The following is a 21,481-nucleotide window of genomic DNA, read 5'->3' on the forward strand; positions in this document are numbered from 1 at the left end:
CTTCAGCCGCGACAGTCGCCGGAGTCGGCTTCCGGCCGCATGCACCAGACGGATCGTGCGAAGCCGATCAGCACTGCACGACCGCCGCTAGAACCGCCAGCGCAGGCCGATCTGGTACTGCCGCGGTGCGCCAGGTGCGACGAAGCGCGAGGGGCCGTCCTCGACCGCGGCGTCCTGCGGGCGCGCCAGGGCTCCGCCCGGAAACAGATCTTCGGCGATGGCCGCATACGTCTCGTAGCGGCGGTCGAACACGTTGTTGACCCGCAGGTACAACGATAGGCCCTCGGCGAGTTCCCAGGTGCCGTGCAGGTCAAGCAAGGCGTAGCCGCCGGTGGACAGGTCGTGGCGCGCTGGCGCCTCGCCTTCCTCCGGATCCTCGACCAGGCCGTCCTCGTTGCCGCTGGCCACGCGCCGCGACACCGCACGCAGATCCGCGCCCAGTGCCAGCTGCGCCAGCGCCTGCCATTCCACGCCCAGCTTCAGCGTGTTGCGCGACAAGCCGGCGATGCGCGTGCCCGGGCGCAGCGTCACGGTGCGTTCGCCCGAGAGCAGTTCGCCGGCGCTGCGGTAGGTGGCGTCCAGATAGCTGTAGCCGGCGAACCAGCGCAGCGCGCCGTGGCTGCCGCGGTAGCTGAGATCGGCGCCCTGGTAGCGGGTGCGGTCGACGTTGTCGAAGTAGCCCTGCTGGGAATTGGGTGCGCGCAGGAACAGGATGTCGTCGCGGTTGTCGGCGCGATACAGCGACGCGTTCAGCGTCTGCGCCGGCGACGGATTCCAGCGCAGGCCGAGCTCGTAGGTGCGCGAGACGATCTGCTCCAGGCGCGGATCGGCCTGCAGCCCGGTCGGCAGCCGGCACGGTTGCTCCGGGTCGGCGCAGCCGAGTTCGATCGCGGTCGGCGCGCGGCTGTTCTGCGAGGCCGAGGCGAACGCGGTGAAGCCGCCGCCCAGGCGCTGGGTGATGCCCAGCGACGGATTGGCCTTGGCGAACACGAAGCGCTCGCGCGGCAGCACGCCGTCGTCGGCGGTGGACAGGGTGTTGGCAACGGCGACGCGGTTCCAGCGCAGCGCAGCGCTGACATGCGTGCCCTCGCTCAGCTCCCAGGTATCGGCGGCGAACAGGCCCAGGGTACTGCTGCGGCCGTCGACGCCGGAGAAGAACTCCCGGTCCTCGTCCGGATCGGCGACCACCGAGCGATCGTCCTGCACGAACGCCTCCTGCTCGTACTGCCGATAGCGCACCCGGCTGCGGTCGTAGGTGGCGCCGATGCTCAGCGCGTGCGCGCCGGCCTGGCGGCTGAGGTTCAGCGCCACGCCCTCGGCGTGCTGGCGCATCTGCGTGGTGTTGAGCACGCCGCTGTGCAGGGCGTCGGCATCGGCGCGCGAGACCGTGCAGCCGGCATCCAGCGGCGTGCCGTCGGCGGCGTAGCCGTCGGCGCAGTCGTCGACGAATTCCTCGTAGTCGTCGTTGATGTCGCCGTTGACGGTGTCGCGGCGCCCCTGCCGGTAGTAGGCCAGCAGATGCAGCGCGGTGCGCTCGTCGAAGCGATGGTCGAACTGCCCGGTCAGCAGGGTGTTGCGGTTGCGGGTCAGGTCCGGCGAGGTGTAGACCGCGGCGCGGTCGGCTTCGTACAGCCCCGGCTCGATGTCCTCGTCGGTGTAGCGGTAGCTCGGCAGCAGGCCATTGCCGACCAGGCGGCTGCGCCCGTGCAGCAGCGACACGTCCCAGTCGGTGCTGTCGCCCTGGCGCCCGAACTTGCCGAACACGGTGCCCAGGCGGCCGGCGGAGGCGTCGCGCCAGCCGTTCTCGTCGAAGCCGGTGACCGCGACGAAGGCATGCAGGCCGTCGCGCCCGGCGTAGCCGTAGGACGCATCCAGGCGCTTGCGCGCGCCGCTGCCCACCGACAGGTCGGCGCGCAGGCCCGGCGCGGTCAGGCCGGACTGGGTGGTGAAGGCCAGCGCGCCGCCCAGCGTGTTGGGACCGAACAGCGGGTTGGAGCCCGGCATCAGCGCGACGCTGCGGATCGCCGCCTCCGGCATCATGTCCCAGCTGACGATGTCGGCGAACGGCTCGTTCATGCGCACGCCGTCCAGGTACACGGACACGCCCTGCGAGGCGCCGGGCAGCGCCGAGGCGCGGAAGCCGCGGAAGGTCAGATCGGTCTGGAACGGACTGCCCTGCACCTCGTTGGTGTCCACGCCGTTCATCTCGCGCAGCAGGAAGTCGGTGAGGTTGCCGGCCTGGCTGCGCGCGATGTCGTCGGCATTGGCGGTCTGCACCGTGTACGGCAGCAGGTCGGCATCGATCAGCGTGCCGGGAATGGGCGTGGCGGTGACCTCGACCCGGTCCAGCGCGGTGATCTGCGCATCGTCGGCGTTGACCGTGGTCTGCGCGCGCGCCGGTGCGGCGAGCACGCCGATGGCAGTGGCGACGGCCAGGGCGAGCAGACTCGCCGACGGGGTGCTGGATCCTGGGGTATGGGGCATGCGGGTTCCTTGAGGCTCAGTAGAGAACGATCGATTTGATGCCGCGGCCGGCGCGCATTGCTTCGAAACCGCGATTGATGTGGTCCAGCGGCAGGGTTTCGCTGATCAGTTCGTCGATGCGGATCTCCCCGGCCAGGTAGCGCTCGGCATAGGCCGGCAGTTCGCTGCGGCCCTTGACCCCGCCGAAGGCGCTGCCGCGCCAGGCGCGGCCGGTGACCAGTTGCAGCGGCCGCGTGCTGATCTCCTGCGCGCTCGGTGCCACGCCGAGGATGATGCTTTCGCCCCAGCCCTTGTGGCAGCACTCCAGCGCCGCGCGCATCGCGCGCACGTCGCCGACGCAGGCGAAGCTGTGGTCGGCGCCGCCGTCGGTGAGATCGACGATGACCTGCTGCACCGGCGCACCGAAATCCTTCGGGTCCAGGCAATCGGTGGCGCCCAGCGCGCGCGCCAGCGGGAACTTGTCGCGGTTGATGTCGACCACGATGATGCGTTCGGCGCGCGCCATCACTGCGCCCTGCACCACCGACAGGCCGATGCCGCCCAGCCCGAACACGGCCACGCTCTCGCCCGGACGCACCCGCGCGGTATTGAGCACCGCGCCGATGCCGGTGGTGACCGTGCAGCCGAGCAGGCAGGCCTTGTCCAGCGGCGCGGCCGGATGGATTCTGGCCACCGCGATCTCCGGCAACACGGTGTATTCGGCGAAGGTGCTGGTGCCCATGTAGTGCAGCAGCGGGCGCCCGTGCAGAGAGAAGCGGCTGCTGCCGTCGGGCATCAGCCCGCGGTCCTGGCTGCTGCGGATCGCCTGGCACAGGTTGGTGCGGTTGGAACGGCAGTACTTGCACACGCCGCATTCGGGCATGTACAGCGGGATCACGTGATCGCCCGGGCGCACGCTGGTGACGCCGACACCGACTTCCTCGACCACGCCGGCGCCTTCCTGGCCCAGAATAACCGGAAACGCCGCCTCGGCATCGATGCCGGACAAGGCGATGTCGTCGCCATGGCAGATGCCGCTGGCGACCATGCGCACCAGCACCTCGCCGGCCTTGGGCGGCTGCAGATCCACTTCCTCGATGGCCAGCGGCTGGTTCGCCGCCCAGGCGACCGCGGCTCGCGTCTTCATTCCGGCTCTCCCCGCCTCCCGTCGCGGCGCCCGAGAGCGCCGCTCGCCTCACCTCACTGCGCCACGACCACACCCCATGGCATCTCGCCCACCGCGATCTGCTTGATCTCCTTCATTGCCGCCGTGTCGATGACACTGACGCTGTTGGAACGGCCATTGGCCACGTACAGCTTCTTGCCGTCAGGACTCAGCGCCGGATTCCACGGCCGTTGCCCGACCGGGATCTCCGCCAGCACCCGGCGCGCGGCCGGGTCGATCACGCTGACCGTGCCTGCACCGTTGGAGGCATACACGCGGCTGCCGTCGCGGGCGATGGCGATGCCGGCGGTGCGTTGCCCGGCCGGGATGCTGGCCACGCGCTTGCGCGCCGCCAGATCGATCACGTCGACCACGTTGGCCGCTTCCTGCGCCACGTACGCCGTCTTGCCGTTCGGCGCGAACGCCATGCCGCGCGGATGCCCGCTGGTGGCGATCACGCCGATGGACGTGCCGGCCTTCAGGTCGATCACGTCCAGGTCGTTGGAGCCCTCGTTGCTGGTCAGCAGCAGCGCGCCGTCCGGGGTGTACACGCAGTGTTCCGGCGCCTGCCCGCGGGTGGCGATGTGCGCGCCGATGGTGAAGCCGGCCGGGTCGATCAGCATCACCTGGTTCTGCCCTTCCACGCACACCGCCAGCTGGCGGCCATCCGGCGACGCGGCCACGCCTTCGGCGTTCTCGCCGATGTCGACGCTGCGCAGCACGCGGTCCTGCACGGTATCCAGGTCCAGCAGGCGATGGCCCTGCGCGTCGATGACGTACAGATGCCCGGGCGGACCCGGCACCACCTGCTGCAGGCGCTTGCCCAGCTGCCCCTGCGCCGACAGCGTCCGCACCACGCGGTCGCTGCCGGTGTCGATCACCGAGATGGTGCCGCTGCGCTGGTTCGGTACGTAGGCCAGCGCCGCGGCAGTGGCCGTCGGTGCCGGCGCAGCCTTCGCGGCGTCGGCCCCTGCGGCTGGCGCAGGGGCACGCTGGCAGGCCGCGGCGCACAGCGACAGCGCGACGACAGCGGCCAGTCGCAACGCATTCCTCATTGCGGGGCGCCCGCGGTCTTGTTGATGGAATGGATGAAGGCCAGCAGCTTCTCGGTATCGCCTGGCTTGAGCACCGGTCCGAACGGCGGCATCTGCCCGACCACCTTCTCGTGGCCGATGCGGGTCTTGCCGTGCGCGGCCATGCCGGCGGTGCCTTCGGTGATCAGCGCGCGCAAGGTGTCGTCGTCGCTGCCGTAGACCCAGATGTCGTTGGTCAGCGGTGGGCACATGCCGCCGCCACCGGTGCCGCCGTGGCAAGCGGTGCAGCCGGCGGAGTTGAAGATCGCCTTGCCTTCGGCGACCAGCTCCGGGGTGACCTTGACCGGCGGCCCCTTCGGAATCGGCGTGACCGCCGCAGCGGGTGCAGGTGCAGGCGCCGCGGCAGCGGGCGCGGCAGGCGCGGCCGGTGCAGGCGCAGGCGCTGCGGCAGGCGCGGCTGGGGCCGGCGCGGCCGCGGGCGCAGGCGGCGTCTCCTGCTTGCCGCAGGCGGCCAGCAACAGGAACGCGGCGAACAGGGACATGGACAGCAGCACGGAGACGGCGCGACGGCGGACGGAAGCAGGACGCATGGGGACAACACCTTTGCGGAGTGCACGATGGGAAGAGCAGGCCGCGCGGGCGGCATGTGCGGGACGACAGGAAGCGGTCATTGCGTGCGTCGGTGCTGGGCCTCCGTCAACAGGTGGGCGAGTTCGGCATTGCCGCGTTGCTGGGCCAGCGCCGCGGGCGTCTTGCCGTCGGCGTCGCGCGCATCGGCGCTGGCGCCGGCGGCGAGCAGACGCCGGGCGCTGTCCTCGCGACCGGCGGCGGCAGCAAGCATCAAGGGAGTGACGCCGGCGCGGTTCGCGCGGTCGGGCTCGGCGCCGCGCTTGAGCAGCAGGTCGAGGATCTTCGGCTCGTTGCGCGCCACCGCGAACATCACCGGGGTGAAGCCGGCCGGATTGGCGTGGCGCACGCTGGCGCCGGCGTCGAGCAGCGCCTGCACCACGTCGGCATCGGCGTAGGAGATGGCCAGGTCCAGCGGCGTCCAGCCGTCGGCGGACACCGCCTCGACCTTGGCACGATGCGCCAGCAACTGCGCGACACTCTTGCCATCGTTGGACCAGGCCGCCTTCATCAATGGCGTCCAGCCATTGCTGTCGCGGTTTTCGACCTTGGCGCCGGCAGCCAGCAGTTCGCCGACCAGCAGCGGCGCCTGGTTGCGGATCGCCTGCTGCAACGGCGGCTCGCCGAGCTGGTTGGGCGTGTCGGCGCTGGCGCCATGGCGCAGCAGCCAGGCCACGCGCACCCCATCGCCGGCGTCCAGCGCGTGTGCCAGTTCCTCATTGGGATCGGCGCCACCGGAGATGCGCAGCTGCAGTTGCGCCAGCATGTCCGAGGAGGCCTGCGCGCTCGGCGTGTCGTCCTGGTCGGCGGGTGGCGCGTAGGGACCGTGCGAGCGCAGGTCGCCGGCAACGATGCAATCGGCGCAGGCCACCAGCGGCACGTGATACTCGCGCAGGATCGCATCGATCTTGCCGGCACTGCGCTGCATCGCCGCGTTCAGCGCATCGCGCAGGTCCGCGTTCTTGCGCGACACCGCCCACGCCATCGAATACTCCAGCACCTCGTTGTCGATGACGTTCAGCGGCACCACGCCGAGGCCGCCGCGCGCGGCGTAGTAGCCGGCCACCGGGCCCCAGGATTCGGCGGCATCGAGCTTGCCCGCGGCGACCTGCTCGGCGAGCTTGCCGGGATGTTCCTGCGGCGCGCTGGCCGAGTCGTAGAACAGGTATTGCACCTCGCCCTGCACGCCATGATCGAACAGCGCCTGCCGCGCCGGCGAACTCTGGAACACGCCGACCTTGAGTTTTTTCAGCGCCGGATCGTCCAGCGACGCCGGGCGCAAATCCAGGCCCTTGCGCGTGACCAGCACATAGGTGGAGCGATACAGCGGGCGCGTGGGCAGGCCCATTTCGAAATCGCTGTTCATGTCCATCAGCACGTCGCAGCGCCCGGCGTTGATCGTGCTGCGCGCCAGGCCGCGTTGGTAGTAGCTGCGCCACTCGTACTCCAGGCGCCGGCCCATCTCCGCGGCCACCACCTGGGCGATCTTGTTCTGGAAGCCCTCGCCTGCGCGATCGGACAACGGCATGTTGCCGGGATCGGCGCAGACCCGCAGCACCGGCGCATCGGCCGGCAGCGTCGTGGCGGGCGCGGCGGAGGCCGGCGCCGCAGCGGCGGGCGGGGCAGCAGGAGCGCGAGCCGTCGCGGACGACGGCTCGCGCGTGCAGCCTGCGGCGACGAGTCCGAGGCTGCACAACAGCAACACGGCGCGCGCGCCCGCAGGCAGGCGCCGCGAGACGGGCGCCATGCGGCCCCCGCTCGCACCCTGGACGCGGCGCCGCCGGCTCATCGCACCGTCTTGGCGGCAACTGCCGCGCTGCCGCCGCCCGCGGCCGCGGTGGCGGTCGTGGTAGGCGTGACGGTCTTGCCGGCGCCGTCGATGCGGAAGGTGTGCACCATGCCGCCCAACGGAATCTTGTCGAAGCCATTGCTGAAGGCCAGGCCTGCGGCACCCAATGCGCCGTACGGATCGCCCGGATCCAGGCCGGCGGCGACCGGCAGGCCGATCCAGCCGCCGATGCCCGAGAACACCGCCACGTACTGGTGGCCGTTGGCCTTGTAGGCGATCGGGTTGCCGATGATGCCCGAGGGCAGCTTGGTCTCCCACAGCTTCTTGCCGGTGTCCTTGTCCACCGCGCGGAACCAGCCGTCCAGCGTGCCGTAGAACACCAGCCCGCCGTCGGTGACCAGGGTGCCGCTCCACACCGGGAACTTCTCCTTGATCTCCCACTTGGACTTGCCTTCGACCACATCGAACGCCTTGACGATGCCCAGCGCGCCGGGCTCGTTCGGCTTCATCAGCACGTTGGCGAACACGTACGGCAGGCCCATCATGGTGTTGCCGCGCTCCTGCGGGTCGAGTTCCATGTGCCAGTTGTTGGTGCCGCAGAAGAACACCGCCGAGTTGGCCGGATCCACCGAGCACGGCTGCTGGTCCTTGCCGCCCATCGCCGACGGGAACGCCTCGACCTTGCGGCCGCGCTCCAGCGGCGAGTGCGCCGCGACCTTGACCGGACGCCCGGTCTTCATGTCGATGCGCTCGGCCCAGTTGGCCGGCACGAACTTGTTGGCGCGCAGCAGGGTGCCGTCGCGGCGGTCGAGCACGTAGGCAAAGCCGTTGCGGTCGAACTGCACCACCGAGGGCACCTGCTTGCCGTCGATGGTCAGGTCGACCAGGATCGGCTCGTTGATGCCGTCGTAGTCCCACTGGTCGAACGGGGTCTTCTGGTAGCCCCACACCGCCTCGCCGGTGTCGATCTTGCGCGCGAACAGGGTCATCGACCACTTGTTGTCGTACTCGCCGGTGTCGCATTCCTTCTGCGTGGTCTTGCCGCAGCGGTACGACGGGCTCCACAGGCCGGGATTGCCGGTGCCGTAGTAGAGCAGCTTGAGTTTCGGGTCGTAGCTGTACCAGCCCCACGCCGCACCGCCGCCGCGCTTCCAGCCTTCGTCGGGATAGGTCTTCTGGCCGAGGTCGCCGAGCTGGCCGTGCTGCGGATTGGCCTTGTTGAAGTCCGGGCCGAGGCAGATCTCCTTGTCGGTGCCGGTGGCCTCGCAGGACCAGGCCTGCTTGCCGTCGGCCAACGCGTACGCGGCGACACGCCCGCGCACGCCGAACTCGTTGCCGCTGATGCCGGCCACGACCTTGCCGTCGGCGATGATCGGAGCCATGGTGATGGTCTCGCCCTTCTCGGGATAGGCGAGCTTCTGCTTCCACACTTCCTTGCCGGTCTTGGCATCGAGGGCGATCACGTCGCCGCTGAGGCTGCCGAACACCAGTTTGCCGTCGGCGTAGGACGCGCCGCGGTTGACCGTGTCGCAGCAGGCCACCGCCACCGCGCGCTCGTCCTGCTGCGGGGTGTACTTCCACAGCACCTTGCCGTTGTCTTCCTGCGACAGGTCGATCGCGAACACGTTGTTCGGATAGGCGCTGACCATGTACATGGTGCTGCCGATCACCAGCGGCTGGCCTTCGTGGCCGCGGGTGGCGTCGGTCTTCATCTCCCACGACATCTTCAGGTTCTTGACGTTGTCGCGATTGATCTCGGCCAGCGGGCTGTGCCGGTTCAGGCCGAAGTCGCGACCGATGCCACCCCAGTTGTCGGGGTTGGCGGCATTGGTGGCGAACTCGCTGTCGGTGTCGGCAACCGCGGCCGGCGCAGCGGCCGGCGGTTGTTGTGCGGCGGCGGCCGGTGCGGCTGGTGCCGGGGCCTCTTCCTGCTTCTTGCAACCCGCCAATGCCAGCGCAGTGGCCAGCGCGAGCAACGTACAAGCCTGGGTACGACGTGAATGACTGTGCATCGTTCTACTCCCCTCGTTGAAGAGCCGCGACAGCTGCACCTGGGTCGGCGTGTGCCACGGAACCTGAAGCGTGGGTGTATGCGAGCAACGTCCATGCCATCGCAGCGCTGCGATGCAACATCCCTTGACGTGCGGATCACGACGCCATGCGCCGCCCTGAAGGTGTCCATCCAGGCGTCCGCAAACGTCTCGAGAACGTGACACTTTGTGCCACGCCGTTGCATCGCCCGTAGCGCAGTGTGAGCACACGCCTCGGTGGCACACCCTGCGCCATCCAGGCCCGTGCGTGGAGGCACGGCAGGGGAAGTGAGACCGCGGCAGCCGTCAGCCGCCGCGGCGCACGGTCAGTGCGGCTGCGGCCCGGCGCCGTCCTGCCACCACGCCAGCAGCGCGGCGCAATCGGCGAAGTGCAGATCGGCCAGCGCCGGCCAGGGGTTGTCCGGATGCAACAGCACGGTCGTCGCACCGGCGTGGCGCCCGCACTGCAGGTCGTAGGCGTGATCGCCGACCATCGCCAGCGCCTGCGGGGCCACGCCCCAGTGCTCGGCCAATTGCAGCAGGCCGCCGGGATGCGGCTTGGGCGGCGCCTCGTCGCGACCGAGGATGGTCACCTCCTCGAACAGATCGTCGACCTCGATCTCCTCCAGGGTCAGTTGCGCCAGCTCGCGCGCGTTGCGGGTCAGCACCGCCAGCCGACAATCGGCCGCACGCAGGGTGCGCAGCAGCGCCGGCGCGCCGTTGGCCGCGGTGGCCTCCTGGGCCAGCAGCCGCTCGTGCTCCAGCAGCCAGGCGTGCTTGCTGGCGCGCTGCGCGTCCGGCAACGCCGCCAGGTGCTGCAGGATGTCGGCCTGCGGCGGAATCTGCAGTTCGCGGCGGATCAGCGCGAAATCGTGCACGGCGCGGGTCAGCGTGCCGTCCATGTCGAACACCCAGTGACGGACCTGGCGCAGGGCTTCGGCTGGCGGCGGCGTGGCGGCATGCATGGTGCTCAATCCCAACCCGGCATCTGCGCGCCGTCCAGGCCGCCGGTCTCGAACACCGCGGTGCGGGTGCCCCCGGCCTTCACCGGGAAGGTGATCTGCAGCACCGTGGTCTTGCGCGCCAGCTTCCACAGCGCCTTGTCGTCGCTGATGAACATGGCGATGGCTTCGTCGGTCTTGGGCCGCCAGGCTGCGGCCGCGTGCGGCGGCGCGTCGTCGGCCTTCAGTTCCACCTTGCAGCCGCCGGCGCAGCGGAAATCGCCGGACTGCAGCACCAGATAGGCGCTGCGCTTCCATTCCGGGTGGTCGCGGAACACCAGTTGCACCGGCTTGGGCCCGCTGCCGTCCACGTCGACCTTGTCGCGGCTGTACAGCATCGCCGAGCGCTGCACGCCCTTGCCGGCCGGCACCTGCGAGTACTGCCAGGCCGCCTGCATGCGCCGCAGCTCGCGCGCCGCCTCACCCTTAGCCTTGACCTCGGCATAGCCGGGCTGGATGCGTTCGGCCGCGTCCGACCCGGGATACTGCTGCAGCAGCGCCGCACCATGGATCCGCGCCAGATCCCAGTTGCCGGACTTCACCGCGGCGTCGTACTGCTTGGCCAGATCGTCGGCCGCCTGCGCCTTGGCCTGCGCTTCGGCCGCAGCCTGCGCCTTGCGCTCGGCCTCGTGATCGCCGCAAGCGGCCAGGGCAACGGCGCACAGCGCGCCGAGCAGGATGCGTTTCATCGTGGGGTTCCTCGTTGGATCAGGGCGTCGATGGCCTGCGCGACCTCGGCGGGCTTTTCGACGATGGACATGTGGCCGCTGCCGTCCAGCAGCACCTGGATCGCCTGCGGCAGGCGTTGCGCGTACAGCGCCAGCGCGCTGGCGTCGATCACCGCGTCCTGCACGCAGTTCAGCAGCAGCGCCGGCTGGCGAATGCGCGCGGCCTCCTCGAACGGCAGAAACGCTTCCTCGCCGCGGCCGATGCGCGCCAGTACCTGCTGCTCGAACGCGGCCTCGCGGCGGCGCCAGGCCACCACCGCCGGCACCGCCCAGCGCGGGATGTGCGGCTTGGCGCGCTCGAGCAGGAACACGGTGTCGATGTAGCGCTGCAGCGACGCGGCATCGTGCACCGCGAACGGATTGTGCCCGTCCAGCACCGCCTGGCCGAAGACGTTGTCGGCGAAGCGCACGCCGGCAGCGTTGAACAGGCCGACGCGGTCGAACACGGTGGGATGGCGCGCCGCGGCCAGCGCGGCGATGCCGCCGCCCATCGAATGCCCCAGCAGCACGCATTCGCTGCCCGCACGGCGTGCGCACTGCAGCGCGAACGCGGCCACGCGCTCGGCCTGCGCGACGAAACCGTAGTCCTGCCCGGCGATGCGCTGGCTCTCGGCCCAGCCGGGCAGATCCGGGATCACCAGGTGATAGCGCGTGCCCAGCGCGCGCGCCAGCGGCAGCCAGTTCTCCTTGCTGCCGGTGAAGCCGTGCACCAGCAGCAGGGTCGGCGCGGCGGGATCGGCCGCGGCGCGCACCAGATAGGTCCAGCTGTGTCCGGCGACCTGCGCCTGGCGCCGCTGCAGCCCGCTGCCACGGCGCTGGCGCAGGCTCTCCAGGCGCACCAGCAGGAACGGATCGCGCAGCACCAGCAGCACGCCGACCAGCGCCACCACCAGCAACAGGACGCCGGCCAGCAGCAGCCAGACCATCGTCAGCACCAGCATGGCGACACCGGAAGGCGGAGACGGATCATGCGCTCACACCACCACGTCGGCTTCGCCGAGATGGATGGCCAGCCACACGGTCGGCTGCCCGGGATCGGTGAAGGTCACCCAATGCGGCGTATCGGCCGGGATGAACAGATGATCGCCCGGCACCAGCGCGACCTCGCGCTCGCACAGCGCCACCCGCGCGCTGCCGCGCAACAGCAGCACCCATTCGTCATGCGCCTGCACATAGGGCGTGTCCTGCGGCGTGGTCTGCCCGTGCGAGACGATTCGCTCGACGCGGCAACCGGAGCGCCGCAGCAGTTCGGTGAAGATTTCGCCAGCGCGCGCATCGGGCAGCGCGGCCAGCAGGGAACCGGACAGTGGATGCGCGTCGCTCATCTCAGCCGCACCTCGACACGCGCAGGCGATTCCGCTCGCATCGGCATCGGCACTGTCCTGCCGTGGCAATGGCGTTTGCAGCGGAGACCAGGGAGGCGGTGGCGAACGGGGTCATGCGCGCATGGACCGGAGACCATCGGGACTGCCGAGGATATCGCGAATGCGTGGCAACGGGTCGCTGCGCGCGAGCAGCGACATGTGTGGAATTCGTTAACGCCGCACTGGGCAGACGCGCGTCGTGCAGGACGCGCAAGCGATGCCGCGCATGCGCATCTGGCGCAACGTGCGCGCAGCGAACTGCTGCAGCGATCGCCGCTTTCGCATGGCGCGCCCGCCGCATCATGCAGGCCTCGCAAACGCACACGGCGCCGGGATTGCTCCCGGCGCCGTGTGCGCGGTCTTCAGCAGCAGACGCGCGTCAGTGCGCGGTGTTGCCGGCCTTGGCCTTGTCCAGCATCTCCTGCACCGACACCGTGGTGATCGGGTGGTAGCCGGGCTTGGCCTTGGCGAACACCTCCTCGGCGAAGGCCAGGCCGTCCGGCGTCTTCACCAGTTCGGCGTAGATCGGCAGGATCAGCTTGCGGCGACCGACGCGGGCGATGAACTCGCCGGCGGCCGGGCGCGCGTCCAGGTAGCCGCTGCGGATCGCCAGCGGATACCAGCGCATGGCGATCTCGCCGTTGGCGGTGCCGGTGAAGTGGTAGGCGTCGTCGAGCTGCTTGAGCTGCGCCGGGGTGAGCTTGTCGCCCAGGCCGCTGAGGAAGCGCGTCCATTCCTGGGTGCTCCACGCATCGGTCACCTGCTTGCCCGGTAGCGTGCCGCTGCCGCTCCAGGCGATGCGGGCGGTGTCGACCATGGCGAAGTTGCGCGAACGCGCCTTCTGCGCGAACGCCGGAATGCCCGGCTCGTCCAGCCACGCATGCAGCTCCTGCGCGGTCACCGCGTTCGGCTTCTTCGACAGCAGGTGGGTCTTCAGGTACTCGACGAACTGGTCGGTGTTGGCGCTCTGGAACGCGTGGTCGTCGAACCAACCGCGCAGGAACGGATCGAAGGTGTCGCGACCGAAGCGCTGCTCCAGGAACTGCAGGAACCATGCGCCCTTGACATAGGCGACCTGGCTCAGCGCCTCGTCCGGATCGCGCTCGGTCAGCGCCGGCAGCGCCAGCGCCTGGTCGGCCGGGCTCATGCCCTTCAGTTCGGCCAGCAGATCGGTCTGGTCGATCTCGCGCTCCATCTCCGCCGCTTCGGGGCCGTACAGCGCCTCGGTGATGCGCGCCTGCACGTAGGTGGTGAAGCCTTCGTTGAGCCAGATGTCCTTCCAGCTGGCGTTGGTCACCAGATTGCCGGACCAGCTATGCGCCAGCTCGTGCGCGATCAGCGACACCAGCGACTTGTCGCCGACGATCACCGTCGGGGTGGCGAAGGTCAGGCGCGGATTTTCCATGCCGCCGAACGGGAACGACGGCGGCAGCACCAGCATGTCGTAGCGGCCCCAGCGGTACGGGCCGTACAGCGTCTCCGCGGCCACGATCATCTTCTCGGTGTCCTCGAACTCCTTGGCCGCCTTGTCGACCATCGCCGGCTCGGCCCACACGCCCGAGCGCGCGGAGATCGGCTTGAACACCAGGTCGCCGGCGGCGATGGCCAGCAGGTAGGACGGGATCGGCTGCGGCATCTTGAAGCGGTAGTCGCCGTTGCGCACCGCCTTGGGATCGTTGTCGGCGCTCATCAGCACCATCACGTCCGGACGCGAGACCACGTGCGCGCTGTAGGTGAACCGCACGCTCGGCGTGTCTTGCAGCGGCACCCACGAACGCGCGTGGATGGCCTGCGACTGGCTGAACATGAAGGGCAGCTTCTTGCCCTCGGTCATCGACGGCTCCAGCCACTGCAGGCCCGAGGCGGTCGGTGCGGTGTGGTAGGTGATGCTGATCTTCTGCGGCTGGGTCGGCGCCTCGATGGTCAGCTTGCTGCCGTAGATCTTGTCGGCCGGCGCCAGCGCGTACTGCAGCGGCGCCTCCTGCCCCTTGCCGTCGTCGGATTGCACCTTCTCGATGGTCAGGTCGCGCGTATCCAGCACCAGTTGCTTGGCGCTCTTGTCCTTCCAGTCCAGCGTGTAGGTGGCGGTGCCGCCGATCTGCTTGCTGTCGAAATCCAGCTTCAGATCCAGCGCCAGATCCTTGATCACGACCTTGGACGGCTCGGCGTAGGAGGTCTCGTCGTGACTGCGGTCGGCCGGCTTGGCCGCGGCGGGCGCCGGCTTGGCGGCAGGTGCGGCCGCATCGGGCGCAGGTGCTTCACGGGAACACCCGGACGCGACCATCGCGGCCAGGGACAACAACAGGAACGGGGAACGCATGGCAGTAACCGGTTCGAGGAAAACTCGCAGTCTACCGGAAGGCCGGGATTGGGGATTCGGGAGTGGGGATTCGCAACAGCAGTGCAGCGCACACTGCCGGACCGCGCGTCGGGACTGAAGTCCCTCCCACAAGGACGACACAGCGCCGCGATCAGGCAGTACCCGATCGCCCGCCTTTGCGAATCCCCAATCCCGAATCCCCAATCCCGGCTCTAAATCCTATAGCCCGAATGGATCGCCACGATCCCACCGGTGAGATTCTTGTAGTGGCTGCGGGCGAAACCGGCCTCTTCCATCATCCCCTTCAGCGCGTCCTGCGGCGGATGCTTGCGGATGCTCTCGGCCAGGTACTGGTAGCTGTCGGCGTCCCTGGCGAACAGCTTGCCCAGGCGCGGCAGCACCTTGAACGAATGGAAGTCGTACAGCGGCTTGAACCAGTCGGCGGTGACTTCGGAGAACTCCAGCACCCGCGCCTGGCCGCCGACCTTGAGCACGCGGTACATCTCGCGCAGCGCCGCGTCCTTGTCGGTGACGTTGCGCAGACCGAAGGCGATGGTCACCAGGTCGAAGCTCTGGTCCGGGAACGGCAGCGCCTCGGCGTTGCACTGCACGTAGTCCAGGCCCGCGACCAGGCCACGGTTGGTGAGGCGGTCGCGGCCCACCGAGAGCATGCCGGCGTTGATGTCGCCCAGCACGATCTCGCCGTCGGCGCCGACCCGCTCCTTCAGCAGCGCGGCGATGTCGCCGGTGCCGCCGGCCAGGTCGAGCACGCGGTCGCCCGGCTTGACCTGCGCGGTGGCGACGAAATAGCGCTTCCAGACCCGATGGATGCCCATGCTCATCAGGTCGTTCATCAGGTCGTAGTTGCCGGCGACCGAGGTGAAGACCTCGCCGACCAGCTTCTGCTTGTCCTTGGCGGCGACGTCGCGGAAGCCGAAATGGGTGGTACCGGTCTTGTAGGGGGATTCGCTCATGCCGGGATTATTGCACTGCCGGCCGCCGCGTGCCGGTGAAGCGCCGCCCGGGATGACAGCCGCCGGCCGCCTGGGCCAGACTGCCGGCCACTCCCTTCCCCCGGCCCTGCCATGCTGACCACGCCCGACTACCGCGCCCTGCTCGACACCGCCATCGCCGAAGCCCGCCAGGGCCTGGCCGAGGGCGGCATCCCGATCGGCGCCGCCCTGTACCACCGCGACGGCCGCCTGCTCGGCTGCGGCCACAACCGCCGCGTGCAGGAGGGCGACCCGTCCGTGCACGGCGAGACCGACGCCTTCCGCAAGGCCGGCCGCCAGCGCCGCTACAAGGACACCATCATGGTCACCACCCTGGCGCCGTGCTGGTACTGCAGCGGCCTGGTGCGGCAGTTCAACATCGGCACGGTAGTGGTCGGCGAATCGGTGACCTTCCAGGGCGGCATCGACTGGCTGCGCGAGAGCGGCGTGGAGGTCATCGACCTGCACAGCCAGGAATGCATCGACCTGCTCGGCGGCTTCATCGCCGCGCACCCGGACGTGTGGAACGAGGACATCGGCGAGGACTGAGCCTTGCGCCGCCGCGCCGGTGCAGGCGCGGCGGCCTGACGACGCGATCCGCGGACAGATACCCGCGTCCGCCAAGGATCGCGCCCTCGCCCCGTCTGGCGCGCGCCGCCGGCACGACCGGCCATCGCCCCGCGTGACCATCAGGGTCGCGACGGCGCCCGACGCGCAAGTGTTATATTGTTTCAATATTCGACACTCGCCGTCACGCATGCCACCCGCTGCTTCCGTTTCCGCCGCGCCCGCATCCTTCGTCCTGCCCGCCGTTGCCACGGCCCACACACGCCTGGCCTCGATCGACCTGCTGCGGGGCACGGTGATGCTGCTGATGCTGCTCGACCACGTGCGCGAGACCTTCTACCTGCACCACCCGGTCGGTGACCCGATGCAGGTGGAAGACACGGCGCCGGCGCTGTTCGTCGCGCGCACCCTGGCCCACCTGTGCGCGCCGGTGTTCGTGTTCCTGACCGGCCTGTCGGCGTGGCTGTCGGCGTCCAGGCAGGCCGACGGGCGCGCGGCGGCCGCCCGTTTCCTGCTCAAGCGCGGCCTGTTCCTGATCGTGCTGGAACTGACCCTGGTCAACCTGGCCTGGAGCGGCGCCTTCCCGCCACAGGCGCTGTACCTGCAGGTGATCTGGGCGATCGGCCTGAGCATGCTCGCGCTGGCCGCGCTGCTGTGGCTGCCGCGGCCGGCGCTGGCGGTGCTGGGCGCGGCGCTGGTTGCCGGCCATCACCTACTGGACGCCGTGCAGGTGCAGGGCGACGGCCCGCTCGCGGCCGCCTGGGCGGTGCTGCACGATCGGCGCTGGCTGGAACTGGGCGATCTGCGCCTGCGCACCTCGTATCCGGTGCTGCCGTGGATCGGGGTGATCGCGCTCGGCTACGCCGCCGGCCCCTGGTACGGCGCCGCCACCGACCCGGCGCAACGCCAGCAGCGCCTGCTGGCCTGGGGACTGGGCGCGCTGGCCGGCTTCCACCTGCTGCGCTGGCACAACGGCTACGGCGATGCGCCCTGGCAGGCGCAGGACGACCTCGCGCATACCGCGATGAGCTTCTTCAACGTCACCAAGTACCCGCCTTCGCTGCAGTTCCTGCTGCTGACCCTGGGCGTGGGCCTGCTGTTGCTGCGCCTGTACGAACACCCCGCCGTGGCGCGCAGGCTGGCGCCATTGGCGGCGATCGGCGCGGCGCCGATGTTCTTCTACCTGCTGCATCTGTACGTGCTCAAACTCGCCTACCTGGCTGCGCTGGCGCTGTGGGGCGCCAACCACGGCGCCGTCTTCGGCGTGGACAGCGTGGCCGCGCTGTGGGCGATCGCCGCGGCGCTGGGGCTGGCCCTGTACTGGCCCACCGCCGCGTTCGCGCGGCTCAAGGCGCGGCGCCGCGACCAGGCCTGGCTGCGCTACTTCTAGGAGCGATGGGCGGTTCATCTGCGTGCAATGCGGGCGTGCTCGACTGCCGCTTCCCTCGTCCGCCCCGGAGACCCGCGATGTCCACCCGCCTGCCGCAGTTGCTGCTGATCGGCCTGACCCTTGCCGCATGCGCCGGGGGCGCGACGGCGGCGAGCAAGCGCGACGCCTGGGTGGTGCAGCAGATCCACGACTACAACCATCCCTACGCCGCGCAGCGCGCCGAGCTGGACACCAAGATGGCGACCATGGCCACCAGCGCCTACGCCTTCTACCGCGGCACCGACCACATTTTCTACCAGGACATGACGACCCTGCCGGAATCGCTGTGGACCTCGCCACAGACCGGCTACACCTGGCTCGGCGGCGACACCCACCTCGGCAACTTCGATGCGGCGCGCGACAGCAGCGGCAAGGCGGTGTTCAAGGTCGCCGACTTCGACGAAGGCCACCTCGGCCAGTACGTGTGGGACCTGCGCCGGCTCGCCGCGAGCATGGTCCTGGCCGGCCGCGACAACGGCCTGTCCGACAGCGACATCGGCGACGCCATCGACACCATGGTCGGCGCCTACCTGGACAAGATCGCCGACTTCCGCGGCAGCGACGCCGAAGCGAGCTTCCAGCTGAGCAAGCGCAACACCAGTGGCGCGGTGGCCAAGATCATCGACAGCGCCGACGGCAAGAGCCGCAGCAGCCTGCTGTCCAAGTACACGGTGGTCAGCGGCGGCAAACGCCAGTTCCAGGACCTGGACAACCTGGTCGCGGTGGACGCCGGCACCGCCTCGGCGGTGGCCGCGGCGATGAACGGCTACATCGGCTCGATCGCCGCGTCCAAGCGCTATGCCGCCAGCTACTACACCATCAAGGACGTGCGCCAGAAGCTGGGTTCGGGCACCGGCAGCCTCGGCCGCCTGCGCCTGTACGTGCTGATCGAAGGCCCGAGCACGTCGACCAGCGACGACGTGATCCTGGAATGGAAGCAGGAAGCGGCCAGCGTGGTCGCGGTGGCCGCGCCGTCGCAGATGCCGGCCTCCACCTACGACAACAACGAGGGCGCGCGGGTGGCGCGCACCGCCAAGGCGCAGACCATCGACGCCGACGTGCTGATCGGCTACGCCAGCGTCAACGGCACCCCGTTCTACGTGCACGAGAAGTCGCCGTTCCAGCAGGACCTGGACCCGACCGCGCTGGACAGCGCCAGCAAGCTCGCCACCGCCGCCACCTACCTCGGCCAGGCCCTGGCCTCGGCGCACGCCCTGGCCGACCAGGACTACGACCCGAACGTGGTGCCCTACAGCATCGACAAGCAGATCGACCAGGCGGCCACCAGCAAGAGCGGGCTGAAATCGGAACTGCGCCAGTTCGCGTTCGACTACGCCGCGCAGGTGCAGTTGGATTGGCAGTCGTTCGTGGCCGCGTACAAGGCGGGCACGCCGCTGTATTGAGTTCGCAGTTGCATGCGGTCGACCATCCTGGCGCGGCGGCGCTAGCACGCGGCGTCTGGTGCGCGTCAGCGACCGCCACTGGCCGCCGATGACGCGCTTGCGCTGCCACCGCCACGCCTAGGAGAGAAGCGGCGCCACGCCGTCGCAGCGCAGGCGGGCGGCGCCAGCGCGCCTCAGTGCAAGGTCGGGCTGTGCGGATCCAGCCGATCGATGACGCCCTGCATGGCGCTGTCGAAGGCGCCGTCGTCCACATGCGCGCGCAGCCGGCCCAGCCGCACCATCACCGCCAGTTCTTCCGGCGAGGCCACGCAGAAGCGCACGCCGCGCCGGTTGACGAACAGCAGGCGCGACGAGATCGGGCTCACCCACGACAGCTTGCCGGCCTGCATCTTGCCGTCGCGGTCGACGAAATCCAGCCAAGTCCCGATCGGCATCGCGCGGAAGCGGTCGGCATCGGCGTTGTCGAAATCGTCCATGGTCTGCGGCGGCGCCACCTCCACCGGTTGCGCCTCCTGCACCGGCGGTTGCGGCAGCGCCACCTGCGGCAGTTCCGGCAGCGGCCGCTCCAGTTCCGGACGCAGTTCGGCCACCGCCTGCAGCGTGTCGTGCAGCGCATCGATCGCCGCCGTGGCCGCCTCGGCATGCAGGCCGACGCTGGCGAAGACCCGCTGCAGCGCGCCCTGCCAGGCCTGCAGCCAGGGCTTGCCGACGATGTGCCGCTGCGCCTCGGCGGCTTCCTCGAGCAGGCCGTCGGCCAGCGCCAGCGCATCGCGCACGCCGGGGCCGCCCTCGCCTTCGCGCAGCATCGCCATGGTCAGGTGGTGCTGCCACGGCTGGCGCAGGAAATCCTGCAGCGCCTGCGGCAACTGCCGGCCCTGCAGGCGCAGCTGCAGTTCGGCCTCGGCGCGCTGCCGCGCCAGTTCCAGCTTCTCCTGGCCGCGCTGGGTCTCGGCGGCGCGGCGCTCGGCGATCTCGATGCGGCGGCGGTGCTGCACCAGGAAATCGCGGAATTCCTCTTCCAGGGTCAGGAAGATCGCCAGGTTCTCGTTGAACTCGGCCACCAGCCGGTCGATGATCTCCTCGACCTTGCCCATCAGCACGCGCTCGGCCTGGCTCTCGCCGGTGTTGCCCTCGCAGGCCTCGGCCAGCGAGTTGAGCAGGCGCCGCGCCGGATGGGTCTTCTGCACGAACATGCGCCGGTCCAGCAGCGCGACCTTGACGAACGGCACCACCAGCCGGCCGATCAGTTCGCGCGAGCGGCCTTCCAGGTCGCGCTCGTCGAGCATCACGTCGAACAGCATGCCGACCAGGTCGATCGCATCCTCGTCGACCGGATCCAGCCGTGCATGCGCCGGGTCCACGCCGAACTGGGTGGCGTTGGACAGCACCTCGCTCTTGAGCCGCTGCGCCAATGACTCGCTGTCGTCGCCGATCGCCGCGCGCAGGGTGGCGCTGGGCGTGGCCTGCAGCAGCGACAGCACCGACATCATCTCGCGCTGGCTCAGCGGGCGTTGCTGGCCGACCGCCGCGGTCGCCGCGGAGGTGGCGCTCTCGCGCGCGTTGCGGGTCTGCTGCAGCAGTTCGTGCAGCGCCTCCAGCAACACGCCCTGGCTGCCGCCGGGCAGGCGCGCCTCGGGGTCCTCGTAGCGCTCGCCGGCCTGTAGGCTGCCGCGGCGCTCGGCCCACCGGTTGACGAAGCGATTGGCCCAGGCCGGCGCGTAGTGTTCCTCGTCCTCGCCCAGCTCGGCGCCGATGCCGGCATCGGCCGCAGCGCCGGTGTCGCGCGGCGGGCGCTGCTCCGGCGGCGGCGCGCGGCGCGGCGGCGGCGTCCGTGGCCGCGAGATCTCCGGCATCACCCCGGCCTGGGCGAGGCTGTCGTCCAGGTCCTGGTAGAGCTTGCCGACCCCGGCGGTGAAGTCGCGCTCGCACAGCTTGATCAGCACCAGCCGCACTTCCGGGGCCAGGTCGCTGGTGGAGAAGGCGGCATGCACGGCCACGCCGATGTGTTCGGGGCCGATCGGGTTGGTGTCCGCATCCAGTTCCAGGCCGCCGGCGATCCAACCCAGGCGCCGGTCGATGCGGGTCAGCACCGGCTTCCACTCGCGCAGCAGCACGCTGGCCAGGTTGCGCACCGCCAGCCGCGATTCCAGTTCGTGTTCGGAGATCAGGCTCAGGCCCTGCCCATAGCCGGCCAGGGCGACTTCGGCCGACAACGGCGCGCCGGCCTCCAGCGCCTCCCAGGCGGTATGCAGTTGCGCGCGGAAGCGCGCGGCGATCTCGTCGCGGCGGCGCCGTAACTCGCGCATCCCGTCCAGGAACAGCAGCTGCGACGCACCCGCGCTCTCGGCGCGGTCGAACAGCACGTCGTCGAAGTGCGCCAGCGCCTCGGCGAACGCCTGGCCCAGCACCGGCAGCATGCCCTCGCGCGCCTGCGTCAACAGGCGCGGGTCACGCGCCGGGTGTGCGTGCGGGCTGGGGCTGAAACTCATGCGCGACGGCTCCGCGCCATGGACGGCGCCAGATGGAGGAATGGTGGAGGACAAACAGACGCGGCCCCTGTTTCCGCTCC

Annotated in this window: 16 protein-coding genes; 3 read left to right on the top strand and 13 right to left on the bottom strand. The window is 70.0% G+C overall.

What is annotated here, in order from left to right:
• Positions 1 to 87: 87 nt before the first annotated feature.
• The 12 genes from AC1PLR_RS16940 to ubiE all read right to left on the bottom strand — a co-directional run bounded on the left by AC1PLR_RS16940 (position 88) and on the right by ubiE (position 15,495).
• Positions 88 to 2,484: a TonB-dependent receptor gene (locus AC1PLR_RS16940; RefSeq protein WP_481101730.1), complete on the bottom strand. Its 2,397-nt coding sequence runs from the start codon at positions 2,482 to 2,484 to the stop codon at positions 88 to 90.
• Positions 2,485 to 2,500: 16 nt separating this feature from the next.
• On the bottom strand, positions 2,501 to 3,610 hold the full coding sequence (locus tag AC1PLR_RS16945) for an S-(hydroxymethyl)glutathione dehydrogenase/class III alcohol dehydrogenase (protein WP_209247057.1): 1,110 nt from the start codon (positions 3,608 to 3,610) through the stop codon (positions 2,501 to 2,503).
• Positions 3,611 to 3,663: 53 nt separating this feature from the next.
• On the bottom strand, positions 3,664 to 4,683 hold the full coding sequence (locus AC1PLR_RS16950; RefSeq protein WP_481101731.1) for a beta-propeller fold lactonase family protein: 1,020 nt from the start codon (positions 4,681 to 4,683) through the stop codon (positions 3,664 to 3,666).
• Positions 4,680 to 5,252, bottom strand: a complete 573-nt coding sequence (locus tag AC1PLR_RS16955) for a c-type cytochrome (RefSeq protein ID WP_481101732.1) — start codon at positions 5,250 to 5,252, stop codon at positions 4,680 to 4,682. The genes AC1PLR_RS16950 and AC1PLR_RS16955 overlap by 4 nt, the downstream gene beginning before the upstream one ends.
• 77 nt (positions 5,253 to 5,329) lie before the next feature.
• Positions 5,330 to 7,036: a quinoprotein dehydrogenase-associated putative ABC transporter substrate-binding protein gene (locus tag AC1PLR_RS16960; RefSeq protein WP_481101733.1), complete on the bottom strand. Its 1,707-nt coding sequence runs from the start codon at positions 7,034 to 7,036 to the stop codon at positions 5,330 to 5,332.
• Between the two features lie 38 nt (positions 7,037 to 7,074).
• A complete protein-coding gene (locus AC1PLR_RS16965) occupies positions 7,075 to 9,090 on the bottom strand; it encodes a methanol/ethanol family PQQ-dependent dehydrogenase (RefSeq protein WP_481101734.1) in 2,016 nt (671 codons plus the stop codon).
• A gap of 344 nt (positions 9,091 to 9,434) precedes the next feature.
• Positions 9,435 to 10,073 carry an HAD family hydrolase gene (locus AC1PLR_RS16970; RefSeq protein ID WP_481101735.1) on the bottom strand — a complete coding sequence of 213 codons (639 nt, stop codon included), beginning with the start codon at positions 10,071 to 10,073 and terminating at the stop codon, positions 9,435 to 9,437.
• Positions 10,074 to 10,078: 5 nt separating this feature from the next.
• Positions 10,079 to 10,798: a hypothetical protein gene (locus AC1PLR_RS16975; protein WP_017910020.1), complete on the bottom strand. Its 720-nt coding sequence runs from the start codon at positions 10,796 to 10,798 to the stop codon at positions 10,079 to 10,081.
• On the bottom strand, positions 10,795 to 11,778 hold the full coding sequence (locus AC1PLR_RS16980; protein ID WP_481101736.1) for an alpha/beta fold hydrolase: 984 nt from the start codon (positions 11,776 to 11,778) through the stop codon (positions 10,795 to 10,797). The genes AC1PLR_RS16975 and AC1PLR_RS16980 overlap by 4 nt, the downstream gene beginning before the upstream one ends.
• A gap of 33 nt (positions 11,779 to 11,811) precedes the next feature.
• Positions 11,812 to 12,162 (bottom strand): cupin domain-containing protein, encoded by a 351-nt coding sequence (locus AC1PLR_RS16985; protein ID WP_481101737.1) that lies wholly within the window; start codon positions 12,160 to 12,162, stop codon positions 11,812 to 11,814.
• Between the two features lie 418 nt (positions 12,163 to 12,580).
• Positions 12,581 to 14,521: a M1 family metallopeptidase gene (locus AC1PLR_RS16990; RefSeq protein WP_481101738.1), complete on the bottom strand. Its 1,941-nt coding sequence runs from the start codon at positions 14,519 to 14,521 to the stop codon at positions 12,581 to 12,583.
• A 212-nt stretch (positions 14,522 to 14,733) separates the two neighbouring features.
• A complete protein-coding gene (ubiE, locus tag AC1PLR_RS16995) occupies positions 14,734 to 15,495 on the bottom strand; it encodes a bifunctional demethylmenaquinone methyltransferase/2-methoxy-6-polyprenyl-1,4-benzoquinol methylase UbiE (protein ID WP_481101739.1) in 762 nt (253 codons plus the stop codon).
• 111 nt (positions 15,496 to 15,606) lie between these two features.
• Here ubiE and AC1PLR_RS17000 point away from each other — a divergent pair, with 111 nt between their 5' ends.
• From AC1PLR_RS17000 to AC1PLR_RS17010, 3 genes are all read left to right on the top strand, one after another.
• Positions 15,607 to 16,062, top strand: coding sequence for a nucleoside deaminase (locus AC1PLR_RS17000; RefSeq protein ID WP_010341927.1), 456 nt, complete (start codon positions 15,607 to 15,609; stop codon positions 16,060 to 16,062).
• Between the two features lie 208 nt (positions 16,063 to 16,270).
• Positions 16,271 to 17,470 carry an acetyltransferase domain-containing protein gene (locus tag AC1PLR_RS17005; protein WP_481101740.1) on the top strand — a complete coding sequence of 400 codons (1,200 nt, stop codon included), beginning with the start codon at positions 16,271 to 16,273 and terminating at the stop codon, positions 17,468 to 17,470.
• Positions 17,471 to 17,547: 77 nt separating this feature from the next.
• Complete coding sequence (locus tag AC1PLR_RS17010; RefSeq protein WP_481101741.1) at positions 17,548 to 18,912, top strand: DUF2252 domain-containing protein; 1,365 nt, start codon at positions 17,548 to 17,550, stop codon at positions 18,910 to 18,912.
• Between the two features lie 173 nt (positions 18,913 to 19,085).
• Here the strand turns inward: AC1PLR_RS17010 and AC1PLR_RS17015 are convergent, their stop codons facing one another.
• On the bottom strand, positions 19,086 to 21,401 hold the full coding sequence (locus AC1PLR_RS17015; protein ID WP_481098927.1) for a DUF1631 domain-containing protein: 2,316 nt from the start codon (positions 21,399 to 21,401) through the stop codon (positions 19,086 to 19,088).
• Between the last annotated feature and the right edge of the window lie 80 nt (positions 21,402 to 21,481).

The organism is Xanthomonas sp. NCPPB 3570, assembly GCF_056725115.1.